The sequence below is a fragment of the Chitinophaga sp. sic0106 genome (assembly GCF_019219075.1).
Classification (GTDB): Bacteria; Bacteroidota; Bacteroidia; order Chitinophagales; family Chitinophagaceae; genus Chitinophaga.
This window is the reverse complement of record NZ_JAHUWJ010000023.1, coordinates 1-18,544: the sequence shown is the minus strand read 5'-3', so window position 1 is coordinate 18,544 and position 18,544 is coordinate 1. Positions and strand designations below refer to the sequence as shown.

Here is an 18,544-nt window from a genome sequence, read left to right as displayed (position 1 = left end):
TCTCTTCCGGCTTTTTTGTTCCATTTGGTTGGTTGATGGGTGAAGGCAAGCCACTCCCTAACCGGACCTGTCCGACAGTTCATTGCTCAACGTTCACCAGTAATGTTGGTACTTAGTTAGATTTAATTACTTGATTTACAGTCTATGATTTTAGTTTAGTTTGTCATCCCATAAGTTAGTGGCCATCGCTTCAGTATAGGCTACGGCATAATAGTTAGTTGGCGTCCTTCCAGTTTAAAATGGACTTCTGCGTCTTTCAACGCATGTAGTATTCCGTCCAGACTCATATCCATACTCAGTTTTCCACCGAAGTTAATATCAGGAGGGATCCCTTCATATATCACTTCGATATCATACCACCTGGATAATTGCTTCATGACATCTTTTATATTGGCGCCTTCGAAATTGAATAGTCGGTTTTTCCAGGCCATTACCTTGGTAAGGTCCGGATTTGTATTTATCCTTAGCTGGCTGCCATTTTCATTCACCAAGGCTTGCTGCCCCGGTTTCAGCTGTGTTTTTTTATCCTTTGTATTTACATTGATCGCTCCTGTTATGAGGGTAGCTGCAATATCTTGATCATCGTTGTAGGCACTGATATTAAAGCTGGTGCCCAGTACTTCAACCGTTGTTTGATCCGGTAGCGAAACATAGAAAGGTTGATTCGACGCTTGTACCACTTCCAGGTATACCTCTCCGCTTACTTCGATGCGTCTTTCGTTTCCGGTAAAGCTTACCGGGAATTTTACGGAGCTGGCCGCGTTCATCCACAACATCGTGCCATCCGGCAATATCAGCGTAAACTGCCTCGACCGCGGGGTGGTAATTGTATTCCAGGCTATTTTTTCCTGGTCTTCTTTTACTACATCGTATTTCAGCTTGCCTGCGTCCATGACCAGGTTAGTGCCCTGCTGCGCAGTGATGACACCATTGCCCAGACTATCAAGCAGCACTTGTTGACCATTGGCCAGTGTTAACATGGCTCCCTGGCTACCCGGTTGAATTTTCGCCGCTGCCTGGAAGTAGTCTATTACGGCAGTCGGCCTGCTGTTGGTATACCACCAGGTGGCACCTGCCATCAGCAATACTGCAGCGGCTGCAGCCCAACGCCAGCCACGCATGGGAACAACCGGGGCTGCATCTCTTCTTTCTGCTTCACTTAACTGCGCTTCCACTGCCTCCTGCCGGTGGGGAAGTAATTGCCCTTGCCGAAAAGCACGCTCAGGGAATGCCTCCCGGAGCATTTCTTCAAATGCTTCAAGAGAGGTGTGATTACACCAATTTTCCCAGGTAAGCCGCTCCTGTTCAGTGATGGTACCGGCATCGAATTTCCTGAACAGTTCAATTACTTCTTGTTTGTTCATATGCTGTTAATAGATAGACGTAAGTGAAAAAGGAAATGGACACCTTTTCAAAAAAAATATTTTTATAGCGTGGATTGTAAGACGCACAGGATGAATAAGGACACCCATTCCCCATTTTTCACCAAAGCAGATTTCATTTGCTCCAGTGCGGTATAGAGATGTTTTTTAACAGCGGACCTGCTGATCCCTTCGCGGTCAGCAATTTCCTGGAGTGTAAGTCCTTCCTGGGTCCGTAGCAGGAAGATGGATTTCTTTTTACCATGCAGCTGCTGTACAGCAGCCCAGGCAGTTTCGTAATATTGTTTATACAAATAAATATCATCCGACAACGGATCTGACTCCGGCCGGTGTTCCTGATAGGTATTTTCTGCGTTGGTGCGGGTATGGCGACTCCGTATTTTATCAATGCGGAGATTTTTGGCAACCGTGAAGATATAGTCACCAAACGACCGGACCAGGGCCAGCGTTTCACGGCTTACCCAGGCCTTTACGAAAGCATCCTGAATGAGTTCTTCTGCCTCTGTTTCTGATTTTACCAGAAATGAAAGGGAATGATATAGGGAATCGTAAAAATGAGCATACAATTTTCCATATGCCTCCCTGTTGCCTTCAGCTGCCTGATGTAATAACTCTTTTTCCTCCAGTACTATTTTGGTTGACAATTCAATTGTTCATTTACTGTACAAACATTAATCAGAAACAAGGTAAGATAATGTTTTGTAGAATTCTACCCCAAATAGAAAAAACGCGGTATTCACCAACATCTGGTGGTATGTTGGCGGTACAGCGGGTAATCATTCCGGATAAAGACGTTACTGAACCGCAAAGTGGACACTCCCACTCAAAAAAATACCCCAATAACACCGTGGGTGTTATTGGGGCAGTCCTGCCGGCTCCGAGTATGCCTAATAGTTTTTTAAAGTAGCCTGCATGATGGAGTCCTTCTGCTGCTCCGTTAATTTGTATTGGAAATTATATAAAGCTCCTTCCCAGTCGCCATACATAGGATTGGGCAGTACAATAAAGCGGGAACCGAATTCAGCACTGGATTTCAGCGCGGCTGAATTTCTTTCTTCGACAGGTTTTTTATCGAAAATAGCTGAAAAATCACTCAGGTTATCTCCAAAGAGCATCACGATATCATACTGCTGCAACACTTGCTGGCGGCGGGGTTCCTTGCCGGAGGTGGTTGTTTTCAGCAGCAGATGCTGGTCATCGGTGTAGGGGAAATTGAACCGCTGCAAATTTTTGAGGGTGGCAGCACGTTCTGACTCCTGCCTGTTAGTTATATAAAACACCTGTACTCCTTTGGAGGCGGCGTATTTAAAGAACGCCGGTGCGCCAGGTACCGTGTCGGCCACAGCTTTGGCGGTCCATTCTGCCCAGCTTTTTTCATCGTAACCTTTTTTATTCAATGACTGATGAACGGAATAGGGGCTGTTATCCAGTACCGTTTCGTCGATGTCGGTCACTACTGCCAGCGGTTTCCCATGAGATTGTGCCAGGTATTGATCCAGACGTAAAGCCGCCAGCTGGTATGCCTGTAAACACAATGCCTTGTACTCGCCCGACTGCTGTTGCCACAAGGCTGCCCATGCTACTCCCTGTGGTACCAGCACCGTGTTGGATGTATGGTTACCCGTCACAGGTTGTCCGGTTTTACAAGCTGCCAAACCTGCCAGTAATACTATTCCCCAAAGCCTTATCATCTTCATAAAATATAAATTGGTTGTTGCAAAAATAAATCACCTGAACAAGAAAAAACTACAATGGATAAATTGTAATTTGAAGGACTAAAATTGTTTGTTATGCCCTCCGAATTAATGTACCAGATTGCATTAACCAGGGTTCCCATGATCGGTGACATCACCATCCGGAAACTGCTGGATTACTTTCCCACTGCTACCGATATTTTTACTGCCCGCCTGCACGAGCTGGAAAAAATCGAACAGGTAGGTAGCGTAAAAGCCCGCGCCATTAAGCATTTCAAAGATTTTGAATCCATAGAAAAGGAACTGGCATTCATTACCGACAATGATATCCAGGTTATTTTTTATAGAGATGAAAACTATCCGGGAAGATTGCGTAATTGCGTGGATGCCCCTGCCCTGCTGTATTTCAAGGGCAATGCCTCACTCAATACGGCCCGGATGGTGAGCATCGTAGGCACCAGGCAGCCATCGCCCTATGGCGTTAAGGTATGCGGGCAGCTCGTAAAGGAACTGTGTGATAACGGTGTTACCATTGTGAGTGGCCTGGCTTATGGCATCGATATCTTATCGCATAGTACTGCGGTGGCAGCCAAGACTCCCACCATCGGCGTACTGGCACATGGACTCGACCGGATATACCCGGCGGTACACCAGCAGGTAGCCGAAAGTATGCAGCAATGCGGCGGATTATTGACCGATTACCCCAGTAATACTTTGCCCGACAGGCAGAATTTCCCTAAACGAAACCGCATAGTGGCAGGTTTGGCTGATGCTACGGTGGTGATAGAAAGTGGTATTAAAGGCGGTTCGCTGATCACCGCCGACCTGGCAAATGGCTATAACAGGGATGTATTCTGTGTTCCCGGCCATGTAGGCGAATGGTATGCCGCCGGATGCCATGAGCTGATCCGGGAAAACAAGGCCACGCTGATCACCGGTGCCGCGGATATACTAACCGCTATGGGATGGGACAAGCAGGCGGCAAGGCCCATAGTAAGCCGGCAGGCGGCCATGTTTGTGGAACTATCTCTGGAGGAACAAACCATTATGCAACTCTTCACCCAACGTAAACGGCTACATCTGGAAGAAATTTATATACTTAGCCGCCTGAGCGGCAGCCAGGTGGCAGTGGCTATGTTTAACCTGGAAATGCAATGCCTGGTAAAATGTTTGCCCGGGCAGGTATATGAACCTGTCATTTGAGCGTCAGGAAATATAAATTCACAACTGCTTAACAGTGAAATTTTATTTATTGCGCAAATAGGCGTACATTTGCGTGCAATTATTTTTTAACTGACAAATAGTTGCATCATGCCTGCGGGAAAATCTAAACCCAAATTTGTAGCTGACGGACTGACATTTGATGATGTACTCCTCGTCCCGGCCTACTCTGAAGTTCATCCGAAAGATGTAAATATCTCTACGCAATTAACAAAAAACATACGGCTCAATTTACCGATGATATCTGCCGCTATGGATACTGTTACGGAAGCCAATCTGGCTATCGCTCTGGCGAGAGAGGGTGGAATAGGTATTCTCCACAAAAACATGAGTATTGAAAGACAAGCCGAAATGGTTCGCCGGGTGAAACGTAGCGAAAGCGGTCTGATTATGGACCCCGTTACCTTACAGCCAGATGCTACCATCGGTGAGGCCCTGAGACTCATGAAAGAAAACGGCATTGGTGGTATTCCAATCGTTGATAACGCCAGCAAACTGATCGGCATTCTGACCAACAGGGACCTGCGTTTCGAAAAAAATAAAAAACGCCTCGTAAAAGAAGTGATGACCAGCGAAAAGCTGATTACCGCTCCTGAAGGCACCGACCTGAAAAAGGCGGAAAAAATTCTCCAGCAATACAAGATTGAAAAGCTGCCGGTAGTGAACAAGCAAGGTAAACTGGTAGGCCTGATCACTTATCGTGACATCCTCCAGCTCACCAGCTATCCAAATGCAGTAAAAGACGAATTTGGCCGTTTGCTGGTAGGTGCGGCACTGGGTATCACCCCTGACGTACTGGATCGTGCACAGGCACTGATTAATGTAGGCGTTGACGTAGTTTGCCTGGACAGCTCCCATGGCCATTCCATCGCAGTACTCAACACCCTGAAAAAGCTGAAAAAAGCATTCCCTAAATTACAGGTGATTGCTGGTAACGTGGCCACTGCAGAAGGTGCGCTCGCACTCGCTGCCGCTGGTGCTGATGCGGTAAAAGTAGGTGTTGGACCTGGTTCCATCTGTACTACCCGTATCGTAACCGGTGCCGGTTTCCCTCAGCTGAGCGCTGTAATGGACGCTGCTGATGCCCTGAAAAAACAAGGTATTCCGGTAATCGCCGATGGTGGTATCCGTTATACCGGTGATATGGTGAAAGCGCTTGCTGCCGGTGCTTCCTGCATCATGGCTGGTTCTATCTTCGCCGGTGTGGAAGAATCTCCCGGAGAAACCATCATCTACGAAGGTCGTAAGTTCAAATCCTACCGTGGTATGGGTTCTATCGAAGCCATGCAGGAAGGCAGTAAAGACCGCTACTTCCAGGATGAAGATGATATCAAAAAACTGGTTCCGGAAGGTATCGTAGGTCGCGTACCTTACAAAGGCTACCTGTCAGAAGTTATCCAGCAGTTTGTAGGTGGACTTCGTGCAGGGATGGGCCTCACAGGTTCTAAAGATGTGAAAACTTTGCAGGGGGCACAATTTGTGAAAATCACGGCTGCTACTGTTAAAGAAAACCACCCGCATGATGTGGTAATCACCAAAGAAGCACCTAACTACAGCAGATAAGCTTAAGCAGTTAAATGATAACGCACCGCAGTTCGTACCACCTGTATGGACTGCGGTGTTTTTCTTTCCGGAAGCTTTAATATCATGTTATAATAGCATGCCGTCTTTTGTTTTGTTCCATTCCCCGCTTATCTTCGTTGCCATCTATTCCTGAAATACGAATATGAACCTGCGCATTATCATTTTAAGTATAGTAAGCGGATTGCTGCTCTGGCTCTCCTGGCCCACCATGCCGCTTACCCCGCTAATTTTTATTGCCCTTACGCCCTTGTTTTATATTACAGAGAAGGTAAAGCATAAGGGGGCCTATTTCGGGCTTATATTCCTCGCCTTTCTCATCTGGAATGCGGCCAGTACCTGGTGGGTAGGCAATACCCCTGTACCTGCCAGCGGCGTTTTTGCCAATAGCTTTAACGCCTTCCTGATGACCATCCCCTGGGTGATGTATAAAAATAGTCGCCGCCGCCTGTCAGCCACCAGTAGCTACTTTGCACTGATCGTATACTGGCTTACGTTTGAATATATTCACCAAACCTGGGAGCTGAGCTGGCCATGGCTGGTACTCGGCAATGGCTTTGCCATGCACCCCGGCTGGGTGCAGTGGTATGAATTTACCGGCGCCAGCGGCGGTACTGTGTGGGTATTGCTGAGCAATATCCTGATTTATGCAGCATGGAAACGGGCACGCATACACGATTATTCATTTGCAGAGTTTTGTAAAAGAGAGATATGGAAGCCTGCGATAGCAGTGCTGCTGCCGCTGTTGGTTAATCTGCTCATCCACCCTGTCCCGGATGATCCCACTAAACAAATCAATGTAGTGGTAGTGCAACCGAATATTGACCCTTATGACGAGAAATTTGCCGGGGGCAATTCCATGCAGCAGGTCGAAAAACTCATCTCTCTATCCAAAGAAAAAACAGATAGCAATACCCGTTATATCATTTGGCCGGAAACCGCGCTATTTCCGCAGGGCGGCTGGGAAGAGCAACTGAACTACACTCCTGAGGTGACCGCTATACGGGAATTCCTGCGTGCCTACCCGCATGCGAAAGTGATCACCGGCGCCGTTACCCTAAAGCAATACCGCCAGCCGGAGGAAGCGGCAGAAGGTAGTCGCACCATGGAAGACGGCACCCACTGGGACGCCTTCAACAGTGCCCTACAAATCGACACTTCGCATTCCATCCAAATTTATCATAAGTATGAGCTGGTACCTGGTGTGGAGCTGGTACCCTATGTGCGCTATTTCAATTTCATGAAAAAAGTGGCGCTGGATATGGGCGGCATCAGCGGGAGCTACGGCCGTACGCCTGCCAGTGAGATGCTGACAGACCCGGCAAATAACATCAACATATTTCCCACCATCTGTTATGAATCCGTATTCAGTAACTATGTAGCCTCCCGTGCCAGCGCAGGCGCCAACCTGCTGGTAATCATCACCAACGATGGCTGGTGGGGTAATACAGAAGGCCACCGCCAACATATGCAATATGCCCGCCTGCGTGCGATAGAAACGCGGAAATGGGTTGCCCGCAGTGCCAATACCGGTATTTCCGCAGTGGTAGACCCCCTGGGTAACATCTACCAACCGCAACCCTACTGGGAACCAGCTGTTTTTAAAGCACCTGTAACACCGCGGTATGATCTTACGTTCTACGTAAAATATGGAGATCTTATTTCGAGAGGAGCAATAATATTTTGTATCTTGTTACTGATACATGCTATTTTTTCACGGTTCATTCCAGGTATCAGAAATGTGGAAAACAATCAATAATGGAAATGGCACCTATCAGGATATCGGACAGGGCCCGGCAGTAGTACTCCTTCACGGATTTTCAGAAAACAGCGAGGTGTGGAAAGCACAACAGGAGCACCTGAGCAAGGATTACCGGGTGATAGTACCCGACCTCCCAGGCACCGGAAAGTCGCCCCTCACAGCGGGGCTTACCATTGCTGCCATGGCAGACTACGTATATTCAATACTGTTAGCAGAAAATATAAAAGAAACGGTAGTAATCGGTCACTCCATGGGAGGTTACGTTGCACTCGCCCTGCAACAGCAACACCCGGAAGTGATCAAAGGACTTGGCCTCTTTCATTCAACAGCAGCGGCTGACACAGCGGAAAAAAAAGATACACGCAGGAAATCCATCGAATTTATCCGGCAACATGGTGGCAAACTATTTATCCGGCAAACGATCCCTAATCTGTTTAGCCCGGCAACCAAAACGAATAAGCCCGAACTGGTAGACGCTTGTATCGATATGTGCTCACAATGTCCCGACGAATCACTCATTGCCTACACCAATGCAATGATGCAACGACCCGATCTAACCGGATTATTATCTTCAGTAACAGCTCCTATGTTATTTGTGATAGGGAAAGATGATAATGCAGTAGCACCTGCCGGCGTAATGCAACAGGTAATGCTACCCAACACCAGCAACATATTCATCTTTGAAGAAGTGGGACACATGGGAATGTGGGAAAAAATTGAAGAAAGTAATCATTTACTGAACCAATTTATTTCATTCTGCCAGCTTTAAAACCAGGCAGACAAACACTTTCTGGTTGTGAAAAAACTACTGTACCTCCTCATATGTATGATGAGCACGCTGGCCGTGCACGCCAAACATATTATAGGAGGGCAAGTGTATTACACCTTCCTGCAACAGGAAGCCAATGGAAACTATACTTACCGGGTAACCCTGCGCCTGTACCGCACCTGTGAAAGCGGACAGAATATCGCTGAAATGCCCGTTTCCGCCTATCTCACCACTTATAATAACGATAGTCCCGGTTCCGTAGCGTATACCAACCCGCTCGTAAGCCAGTCATCCTTTGAGCAAAAAGAGCTGGCACAGTTTGATCCCTGCATCGTAAATCCGCCACGCGTTTGCTTCCAGGTAGCGTATTACACCACTACTATCACCGTAGCACCTAACGACAAAGGCTATACCGTTGCCTTCCAAAGCTGCTGCCGCGATAATTTCATGGTCAACATCATCGCCGAAAATATGAACGGCCCCGCAGGCAACCAGGGAACCGGTGCCACCTACTTTACCGAACTACCCGGACGACTAAACGGTATTCCCGAAAATTCAAGCCCGCAGTTTAATAAGGAAGAAGCGACTCTGGTATGCGCCGGAAAGAAATTCACGTACGACTTTTCCGCCAGCGATCAGGATAATGATGAACTCACCTATTCCTTTTGTTCTGCCTTTAAAGGCGGCAGAGCCACCAACAACACCGGTATTCCCGACCCGGCAGTTCCACCGCCCTACGATTATGTCAATTACGTATCGCCCTTTTCCGGCGCCTCTCCGTTAGGCCCCAGTGTCACCATCGATTCCAAAACCGGTATTATCAGCGGTATAGCGCCTGATCCGGGCAAATACGTGGTAACAGTGTGCGTGGAAGAAAGACGCAATGGAAAGCTCGTAGGTACCCTCAGAAAAGATTTTCATATCAACGTAACCACCTGCGTAAAACAGGTAGTAGCCGCCATGCCGGATAAATATGCGGAATGCCGCAGCATGACCGTCACCTTCCTCAATAACAGTACGCTAGGAAAGCCTTACCACTGGGACTTTGGAGACGGCACCACCCTGGACACCAATGACCCGGCACCGCTGCCACATACTTATACCACTCCCGGCGTATATACTGTAAAATTGTATGTAGATAAAAGCAGTAACTGCGGCGACAGCGCCACGGCCAAAGTATTTGTGTTCCCTGTGTTTAATACAGATTTTATCACCGCCGGCAGATGCGTGGATAAGCCAGTACAGTTTACTGACAGGAGCCGAACCGACATGGGAACCCTGGCCTATTACAAATGGGATTTCGGGACCGGCATAGCGGCAGACAGTTCTAATCTGCGCAACCCGCAATTCACCTATACCAGAACAGGTAATTACCAGGTAATCATGTACGCCCGCACCAGCTTCGGTTGTGAGCAGTTTGATACCACCACCATATCGGTATACGATCATCCGCCATTATACACGACTGCTGATACAGTTATCTGTGTGAATGATTCACTACGGCTCAATGCCACAAGTGATGTGCCTGGCACATTCACCTGGCAGCCGGCCACCTACCGGATATTTGATGAAAATACGCCTACACCAACGGTATTTCCTTTGGTAGATACTTTTTACACCGTGTATTTTACGGACCAGGAGCAATGTGTTGCCGAAAAACGTGTAGCCATAGATGTTAGACAGGAAATACATGTGAATGCGATGAGCGACAGCACCGTTTGCACCGGCGATGAAATCAGGTTGTATGCCAGTTCAGACGGTCCTTTTGGTTATATCTGGACAGAACTCAGTTCTAATACCGTTGTTGGAAATGACTTACAAACAATAGTTACACCGCAGCCACCCTTGCAGCAGTATGAGATACATGCACAACTGGGGAAATGCCACGACCGTGATACGGTAGGCCTTAAAGTAGTAGATCCTCCCCGTGCTGCCGCCTTACCGGATTCAACCATCTGCAGCGGAAGCAAGGTATTGTTACGTGCCAGCGGTGGCGCCTATTATACCTGGTCGCCCAGCTACTATGTGGAAAACCCACGCAGTGCCGTCACCTGGGCCAGGCCAACCGACACCACTTTATTTACCGTAACGGTAACGGATACACTGGGATGCCCGCGGGAAGTGACTGCAACTGCATTGGTAAAAGTAGTACCACCCGTGCAGGCATTTGCCGGCAACGATACCATTGTAATGCTGGGTACACCCTTCCAGCTGCATGCTACCGGAGGTGTGAGATATACCTGGTCGCCCTCCAGCGGACTCAGTTCCACCACTACCGCTACCCCATTTGCGGCCTATGATAAGGACATCACCTACACCGTTACCGCCTATACGCAGGAGGGCTGCAGTGGTACCGATGATATTTTCGTAAGATTTTTCACAGGGCCGGAAATCTATATACCTAACGCCTTCTCTCCTAACGGCGATGGAAAAAATGATATTTTCCGACCGCTGCCTGTCGGCATCGTGCAAATGAATTACTTCCGGGTATATGATCGCTGGGGTAAGCTAATGTATTCATCCACAGCGTATCTCAAAGGTTGGGATGGTACCGTCAATGGCCAGCGCGCACCAGTAGGCACCTATGTTTGGATGGTAGAAGGGGTAGACATCAATCAAAAAACTATCAGTTTAAAGGGAACGGTAACGATTGTACGATAATGACACTTCAGTGAACCGGAACTGCTCATTTTGTGTTAAATTAATAGAGCAGTACCCCTATTATGAAGAGAGTCATTTTTTTGGTACTTAGCTGCTGTTTGTTATTCCTTAATGCAGCTGGCTATCATATTATTGGTGGCGAGATTTATTATAAAACGATAGGTATGAGTGCAGATAGCCTACGCTACCGCTATCTTATTACACTCAAACTTTACCGCGACGCAGACTTTACCTGCGGCGACCGGCAGGGTTGTATTGACCGTTTTGAAAACCCCTCTGTGGCCAATGTGTACTCCGCAAACGGCACCAGGATATTATCTTCTGTATACCTATATATTACCGCAGTAAAACCACTGATCGATACCCTGAAAAATCCTTGCCTCGCCCCACAGGCGCAGCATCTGGAAGTTGCATTTTATGAAGCTACCATCGAGCTGCCACCAGTTGTTGGCGGCTACTATGTATCCTCCCAGCGATGCTGCCGTGGTGAAAAACTCACTAATATATTCGACTCCGAACACGAAGGGTCTACTTATTACACCGTAATCCCCGGTTCGGAAACAAAACCTTATAATAACAGCGCCTATTTTAATAAAGACACTACCATCGTGATCTGTAATGCGATCGGCTTTTCGGTGGACTATGCCGCATTTGATGAAGATGGCGATAGTCTTACCTACAGCCTTTGCAGCGCCCTCACCGATGGTACACTGAACAACGACCGAAGCTCCACCACTCCGCCGCCTTATAATAATACAGTCAGGTATATACCTCCCTACTCCGGGAATAACCCGATGGGGGGTAATCCGCAAATAAATATTGACAATAACGGGTTGATAACCTGTACGCCGGACCGGCCGGGGAAATACGTGGTAACGGTATGCGTCAACGAATATGACCGGGCTACTAAAAAATTCCTGGGCACGCACAGCAAGGATATCCTGATGACCGTATTTGACTGTACCACAAAAATTACCGCCACCATTCCGTCCGTATTGCGCAACTGTGCGGACGAGCCCACCCTGGCAGTACCGATGCCCAATTATAGTAACGCAGGTTTTACATCTACCTACTACTGGACTTTTGGAGATGGCACCGATACCCTTACCACCAACAAGAATCTGTTCCAGCACGTATTTCCGGATACAGGGGTGTATAAAGTAAAAATGGTGGTGAATCCGGGGCTTGCCTGTACGGATAGTACTACCGGCGAAGTGTCCAACTATCCGGGCCTGGTAGCCGATTTCAATAATACCGGTTTCTGTAAAGGTGATCCTATCCAGTTTGAGGATTTATCTACTTATCAATACGGCACCATCACCAACCGTAAATGGGAACTCAACGGGGATAGCACTATCCAGAACGCGTCTACGCGTTTCCTCACGTATACCTTCCCCAGCGCCAGTGTGTACAGTCTTACCCTCACGCTCAATACCAATACCCAGTGTGAAAAGTCGGTAACTAAAGATGTGCGGATCTATGCGGTAAATCCTTTTGCAGGCAATGATACGATTCTGGTGAGAGGCCTGCCGTTTACCATGCAGGGCAGCGGTGGCGATATTTATCAATGGACCCCTTCCTTGGGGCTAAGCAACCCTAATATCGCCAATCCGGTATTGCAGTCCGTTACTGATACCACGTATATCCTGAAAGTATCCAGCCTGCAAGGTTGTGTAGGTTATGATACTATGAGCGTGAAATTCTATGCCGGCCCTGAAATATATATTCCAAACGCTTTTTCACCAAACGGGGATGGTGTAAACGACCGTTTCCGCTTTATTCCTGTGGGTATGGTGAGTTACAAATACTTCCGGATCTTCAACCGCTGGGGACAGGAACTATATGCTTCCACTGATTTCAGGATCGGGTGGGATGGCACCTTCCTCGGCAAACCTGCGCCCGTAGATACTTACATCTGGATACTGAACGGCACCGATTTAAGCGGTCAGGAAATACAGCGGAAAGGAACCGTCACACTCATCCGGTGATTCGCTGCAAATTGCATTACTTTTGCATCCTCAGCTTATCTTAAAATTTACTACTCATGGGTATTGTTCTTGTTACAGGCGCAACGGCAGGATTTGGTGAGGCCTGCGCTATTACTTTCGCTTCCAAAGGGTACGATGTTATTATTACCGGTCGCCGCAAAGAAAGACTGGAAGCACTATCCACACAACTCACACAGGAATATGGCACTAACGTACTGGCCCTGCACTTCGATGTAAGAAATGAACAGGAAGTGTCGCTGGCGCTGGGCAGCATTCCGGAAGAATGGAAAGCCATTGATATATTGGTGAATAACGCCGGCCTGGCGGCAGGACTCAGCAGTATTGAAGAAGGCAGCATCGATGACTGGGATGCCATGATTGATACCAACGTGAAGGGGCTGTTGTATGTATCCAGGATCGTGATGCCATGGATGCGTTCCCGCACCAAAGGTCATATTATCAACATTGGCTCTACTGCTGCTAAGCATGTATATGCGAAAGGCAATGTATACTGTGCCAGCAAAGCCGCTGTGGATGCTATTTCACAGGGCATGCGTATTGATCTGCTGCCTTATCGGGTAAAGGTAACCGCCATTCATCCGGGTGCTGCTGAAACGGAGTTTTCTATGGTGAGATTTAAGGGCGATGAAGATAAAGCCAAAGCCGTTTATCAGGGTTTCATTCCAATGAGTGCTCAGGACGTGGCCGACATTGTATACTATGTAACTACTTTGCCTGCACACGTTTGCATCAATGACCTGGTGGTTACACCACTTCAGCAGGCAAATGCCTACTACATAGATAAAAATTAACACATACGTGTGATATTACGATTTAGTAAAAGCAAGTATATTTGAAAATACCTATATCTTTTGGGCAAAACATTGTCGTCAAAAATATAGGACCCGTGCCAATGCTAGACTGAACTTGACTATCCGTTCATTTAATGAAAACCATATCCCTATGCTTACATTTCTAACAGTGTACTTGCTGCGCCTGTACTATCCCAGGTGGAAAGAACAATGGCGCTTCTATTTCGGTAACACCTCCAAAGGCAATTATGGCCGCTGGGTTACTGCAAAAGATTGGGCTGGACAAAAAGGTTTCTCTTTTGGTTACAGCTGAGATGTATTGTTGTACTCAATGATTTGAAACGCGGAGCACCAGGTGCCCCGCGTTTTTTTATGTCCTTTGGTAGAGCCGTGCTGCGCACGGCTCCCACCCGCGAGGAGCCGTACGCAGCACGGCTCTACAATAACAAGCGAACACTTTTACGGCCGCAGCACCCATCTCTCTGCGCGAGGAGACGTGCGCAGCACGTCTCTACCAAAGTAACCCATCACTTTAAGGCAGCAGCACCTGACAAGCCACCGCTGTACTTTTACCCACCCGCTGCTTATACACTACCATCACCTTATCGCCTGCGGTCCCCACTACCGGGAAATTAGCATATGTACTATCGGAAGTCAGCGGTGCGGAGCTAATCGTTTTTCCATCGGGCGATTTATGCACAAATCCAATCCTGCTATTGAAATCATCTCCCACTTTCACCGGCTCATCCCAGGCGATATACACATCTCCTTCACCGGCAATGGCCAGCTGCGGATGCTTTGCCATTGGGGCATCGCTGAGCGACTCCTTCTGCGTATAGGTGTTCCCGTTATCGAGTGAGCGGCAATAAAATATGCCCTTACCATGGCCCATGGTAAACCACGCAAAATGAAGCCCGGCTTTATTCACACCCAGCGCAGGGCCAGTATGCGGACAACCATTCACCACCCAGTTATCGGCACTGATGCGCACCGGCATAGAAAAGTGCTGCCCATTATCCACCGACACCTGATGCACCATATCACGGATACTGTCGTTGATGATATCCCGGTACACCAAGTGTACCGCTCCTTTACCATCTACCAGCAACTTGGTACGGCAGCACTGGCAAACCGTTTCCACCACGGGATTGGCAGCACCAAACCCATTGCGGCCGCTGGTGGCAGCAAAGTAAAGCGTAGAACCTTCGGCACTGGCTGTTTTGCGGTTATCCAGCCAGATAGCTGCCGCTTCACCGTTTGGCAGCAGGGCCATATCAAAATACCGCTGGTCATAGCCGGCAGTATCCGTCACCAAGGGCATGGCAGACTGCCAGGTGCGGCCACTGTCAAAGGACTGTGTATACATCACCTTGCCGGCATACTTGTTCCGCGCATCATTGGCTTCCGTACCAAACATGGCAACAATACTACCATCCGGCTTAAACAAAATCTTCGGCAGATTCTCATCATGGGGATACACACCCGCTGAACTGCTTACCTGCACCGGCGCCGCAAAGGTTTCACCCTGATCAGGTGAAATGGTATAATAAATAAAACTATTATTGGCCGTATCCGTTTCAATCCAGCTGATAGCCAGGTTCCCCGCTGCATCATGCGTGATATAAGGGCAGGATGCTGCCATATCCGGGTGCGAAAGGAACCGCGCAGCTGGTTTCTCCCTGACACTACATGCACTCAACAAAACAATAACTGCTATCCATACAATTCTCATATCCTTACTTTTTTCCGGTGAAAGTATAGCCAATGCCAACATTGAACGTTTGTCGCGGACCTACCCTGTAAGACACGCCATAGGCACTCTTCTCCGCTGTGGTAGCATACAGTTGATCACCAACGTTCATACAGTTGACCCAGCAGTCGATACTCCTGTAGGTGTAGCCAGCACGCAGGTTAAACAAATCATATCCCCCATACATCGCTGTATTGGCAGGGTCCATATAATAACTACCGATATGCTGCCATTCGCCACCCAGCCTGAAACCTTTCAGAAACAATGGTTTCCAGGTAATTTCACTGTTAGTGATCCATTGCGGCGCACCATTCATACGGTTATCATTATATACTTTTCCATTCTCCGTATATGCGTCGAAGTTATGATGCGCGTAAGTACCACTGGTACGTAATAAGATGCTGTTGCATAAATTATATTTCACATTCCACTCAATACCCTGATGTGTGGTAGCACCGGTATTACGGTTTTCATAGCTTCCGTCCTGCAAACGCACACTTACAATTTCATTGCTGCCATTCATACGATATACACTAACATCTGCATAACCCTTATCTCCGGCAAACCCGAACCAGCCCCCCACTTCATAGTTATTATAGGTAGCGGGCTCCAATACCGGCACCTTCACTCCCTGGTATAATTCGGAGATGTTTGGCGGAGCAAATCCCCGGCTGTAATTCGCATAAAACCCGATATTGCTTTCCAGGCTATATATCAATCCCAGCTTAGGTGTGAGCGCATTGAAATTATTTTTTTCACTCGGCGCGCCGGTATAGGCGGAAGGGGTGAGGTGATTCACGAAATCATAATCCATGCGGTCGTAACGCAATGCAGCCACCAGTTTCATACGATGAAACGGCGACATTTCAAACTGCGTATAGGCGGCAGTGTTAAGGAGTCCTACCTTATAATCCGTGAGCACCGAATCTGTGGTTTGATAGGCGGTGTAATAACCTGCGGCATTTCTGTCAATCGTGATAAAACCTGCGTGATAGGTCGCAGGGCTATAATCGGTACTCACACCAGCTATCAGGGCCGCATCCTTCCAATTGAAGCGTTTTTTATGCTGAATAATGATACCATAGCTATGAAATCCATCACTATTTATCTGCCCGGTTGACCGGAGCGGATCAGCCGTATTTTTTATGGAATAAAAAGGATTCTGGCCTATGGTGCTATGCCGGTAAAACGCGGTGAAGCTGGTGCTGTTATCCGCATTCCATTGCTTATCTAACGTGCTTCTTATCCGCAAAGCCTGCACATCTCTGTATGTAAAAGTTTGAAAATTCCGGTAATCCTTGCTGTAAAAATGTGCACTGTCGAGGCCACCAGTCTGATCGGTATTATAATTAATTAACGTGGCAGCATTGATCCAGCGGGTAGTGCTATTGGCCTGGTATACAGTCTTCAAACTCAGGCCCAGCTTATGAAAGTCGCTATGGTCCATGTAACCGTTGGTTTGGTTGGCGTAGTAACCTGATACTACCGCCCCCCATTTACCACTGGTACCGCTGGCACTGAAGTCGGTACGCTTGTACCCCCAGTTGCTCATTTCCGCCTGTACCTTTGCAGTAGGCGCAATAGTAGGCGATAACGTAATAAAATTCACTGCGCCACCTACCGCCTCACTGCCATATAAGGAAGACGCAGGACCTCTGATGACTTCAATATTACGCAGCGCTGCCATATTAATTTCTATCAGCGCATTGTGGTTAAAATCGCCCACCGTGCGGATAGGAATACCATCTTCCAGGTACAGGAAAAGGCTCTTATAGCCAATAGGCTGGCGGATAGCCATGGTATGCTGTTCGTTGCCAAGGTCCACCATGTACACACCGCTTACTTTATTCAACACCTTGTCCAGCGTGGTAGCCTTTGTTTCCTGTAGTGTTTGGGGAGATATAGTGCTGATGGCCACCGGTGCATCGGTCCTGTATTGCTTATCCCTGGAGGAAGACACAATTACTTCATTTAGATTAGCCGCTACCGGCTCCAGGTATATAATGCCCTGAGCAGCGGCCTTTACCGGCAATATCCTGGTAACATATCCTACACTGGAAACCCTGATGGAGTCAGCGTTTCCGGCATCCATTCCGAATGATCCCTGTGCATCTGCTGCACATCCTTTATTATGATTAAGCGTACTTATTACCGCGCCTGGTAATGCTTCGCGTGTTTGCATATCAGCCACACGCCCACGTAATTGCTGGGCATGGGTCTGCATTGCAGCCAAACACGCAATGATGAATAAACAACATTGTTTCATGTGGTACAATAAACAGCTGGGACAGGCCTGTGGCCACTCCCGGGGTTTGTAAATCTGAAAAGTCTAAGAAATTGGTATTAAGAGTTGTACCACTGAGGAGGATGGAAAATAGCAAATACTGGCGTCGGAAGTACGGGGTCCTTATAATATCCGGAATGTATAAGTTCGTTTGCAGGGGGCGCCTGTAAAAAGTTCTGCAACTCGTTTACAAACATAACCTCATAAGTTTCTTTGTTGGTGTTGCTGCTTTTCTCCGGCTGCGCGTCTTTCTCTAATTCTTTCCTGAGGTGACAGCGGCCATTACAGTGCATTTGAGGCTTATCCTTGTTCTCACACAGGTTCTGTGCAATGTACTGCTGGTTAGCCCAGTATTGCAGTACAATCAGACCCTTGCTGGCGTTTTCCAGCAATAATCCTGCGAACACTAATATGATGACAATGTATTTCAAATCCGGGCAAAGATAGGATGGAAAAGTTTAAAAAATGGAAAGTCCGAAATTTTTTATCGCAAAAAAAGGGGAGCTGTTGGCTTAGTCATGGTCGGAAGAAATTCCGACCATTTCTTTATGTTTTGAAGTAAATATCAGGATTTCCGCCACATAAGACAACGATTTGAGCAATTGCCAGATCCCTGACTTCCATAGCCATGCGCCTTTTT

At 47.7% G+C, this 18,544-nt stretch carries 14 protein-coding genes; 8 read left to right on the top strand and 6 right to left on the bottom strand.

What is annotated here, in order from left to right:
- Nucleotides 1–200: 200 nt before the first annotated feature.
- The 3 genes from KW844_RS25015 to KW844_RS25005 form a co-directional block, all read right to left on the bottom strand.
- Nucleotides 201–1,364 (bottom strand): FecR family protein, encoded by a 1,164-nt coding sequence (locus KW844_RS25015; RefSeq protein WP_218379527.1) that lies wholly within the window; start codon nucleotides 1,362–1,364, stop codon nucleotides 201–203.
- A 62-nt stretch (nucleotides 1,365–1,426) separates the two neighbouring features.
- Nucleotides 1,427–2,026 carry an RNA polymerase sigma factor gene (locus KW844_RS25010; protein ID WP_218379526.1) on the bottom strand — a complete coding sequence of 200 codons (600 nt, stop codon included), beginning with the start codon at nucleotides 2,024–2,026 and terminating at the stop codon, nucleotides 1,427–1,429.
- A 243-nt stretch (nucleotides 2,027–2,269) separates the two neighbouring features.
- Nucleotides 2,270–3,079: a 5'-nucleotidase, lipoprotein e(P4) family gene (locus KW844_RS25005; protein WP_218379525.1), complete on the bottom strand. Its 810-nt coding sequence runs from the start codon at nucleotides 3,077–3,079 to the stop codon at nucleotides 2,270–2,272.
- 93 nt (nucleotides 3,080–3,172) lie between these two features.
- Between KW844_RS25005 and dprA the strand changes: the two genes are divergently transcribed.
- The 8 genes from dprA to KW844_RS24965 all read left to right on the top strand — a co-directional run bounded on the left by dprA (nucleotide 3,173) and on the right by KW844_RS24965 (nucleotide 14,183).
- Nucleotides 3,173–4,279, top strand: a complete 1,107-nt coding sequence (gene dprA / locus KW844_RS25000) for a DNA-processing protein DprA (RefSeq protein ID WP_218379524.1) — start codon at nucleotides 3,173–3,175, stop codon at nucleotides 4,277–4,279.
- A 108-nt stretch (nucleotides 4,280–4,387) separates the two neighbouring features.
- Nucleotides 4,388–5,860 carry an IMP dehydrogenase gene (gene guaB / locus KW844_RS24995; protein ID WP_218379523.1) on the top strand — a complete coding sequence of 491 codons (1,473 nt, stop codon included), beginning with the start codon at nucleotides 4,388–4,390 and terminating at the stop codon, nucleotides 5,858–5,860.
- Between the two features lie 163 nt (nucleotides 5,861–6,023).
- Nucleotides 6,024–7,637, top strand: a complete 1,614-nt coding sequence (gene lnt / locus KW844_RS24990; protein WP_218379522.1) for an apolipoprotein N-acyltransferase — start codon at nucleotides 6,024–6,026, stop codon at nucleotides 7,635–7,637.
- Nucleotides 7,618–8,409 carry an alpha/beta fold hydrolase gene (locus KW844_RS24985; protein WP_218379521.1) on the top strand — a complete coding sequence of 264 codons (792 nt, stop codon included), beginning with the start codon at nucleotides 7,618–7,620 and terminating at the stop codon, nucleotides 8,407–8,409. Before lnt ends, KW844_RS24985 begins: the two co-directional genes overlap by 20 nt.
- A gap of 27 nt (nucleotides 8,410–8,436) precedes the next feature.
- A complete protein-coding gene (locus KW844_RS29495) occupies nucleotides 8,437–11,070 on the top strand; it encodes a PKD domain-containing protein (protein ID WP_218379520.1) in 2,634 nt (877 codons plus the stop codon).
- 164 nt (nucleotides 11,071–11,234) lie between these two features.
- Entirely contained in the window at nucleotides 11,235–13,058 is a 1,824-nt protein-coding gene (locus tag KW844_RS24975; RefSeq protein ID WP_218379519.1) for a gliding motility-associated C-terminal domain-containing protein, read from the top strand.
- Nucleotides 13,059–13,114: 56 nt separating this feature from the next.
- Nucleotides 13,115–13,870, top strand: coding sequence for an SDR family NAD(P)-dependent oxidoreductase (locus KW844_RS24970; protein WP_218379518.1), 756 nt, complete (start codon nucleotides 13,115–13,117; stop codon nucleotides 13,868–13,870).
- Nucleotides 13,871–14,021: 151 nt separating this feature from the next.
- Nucleotides 14,022–14,183, top strand: coding sequence for a hypothetical protein (locus KW844_RS24965; protein ID WP_218379517.1), 162 nt, complete (start codon nucleotides 14,022–14,024; stop codon nucleotides 14,181–14,183).
- 219 nt (nucleotides 14,184–14,402) lie between these two features.
- Here KW844_RS24965 and KW844_RS24960 read toward each other — a convergent pair whose 3' ends face one another.
- The 3 genes from KW844_RS24960 to KW844_RS24950 form a co-directional block, all read right to left on the bottom strand.
- Nucleotides 14,403–15,602 (bottom strand): sialidase family protein, encoded by a 1,200-nt coding sequence (locus tag KW844_RS24960; RefSeq protein ID WP_218379516.1) that lies wholly within the window; start codon nucleotides 15,600–15,602, stop codon nucleotides 14,403–14,405.
- Between the two features lie 4 nt (nucleotides 15,603–15,606).
- On the bottom strand, nucleotides 15,607–17,844 hold the full coding sequence (locus KW844_RS24955; protein WP_218379585.1) for a TonB-dependent receptor: 2,238 nt from the start codon (nucleotides 17,842–17,844) through the stop codon (nucleotides 15,607–15,609).
- A 119-nt stretch (nucleotides 17,845–17,963) separates the two neighbouring features.
- Nucleotides 17,964–18,335: a hypothetical protein gene (locus tag KW844_RS24950; RefSeq protein ID WP_218379515.1), complete on the bottom strand. Its 372-nt coding sequence runs from the start codon at nucleotides 18,333–18,335 to the stop codon at nucleotides 17,964–17,966.
- Nucleotides 18,336–18,544 lie beyond the last annotated feature (209 nt).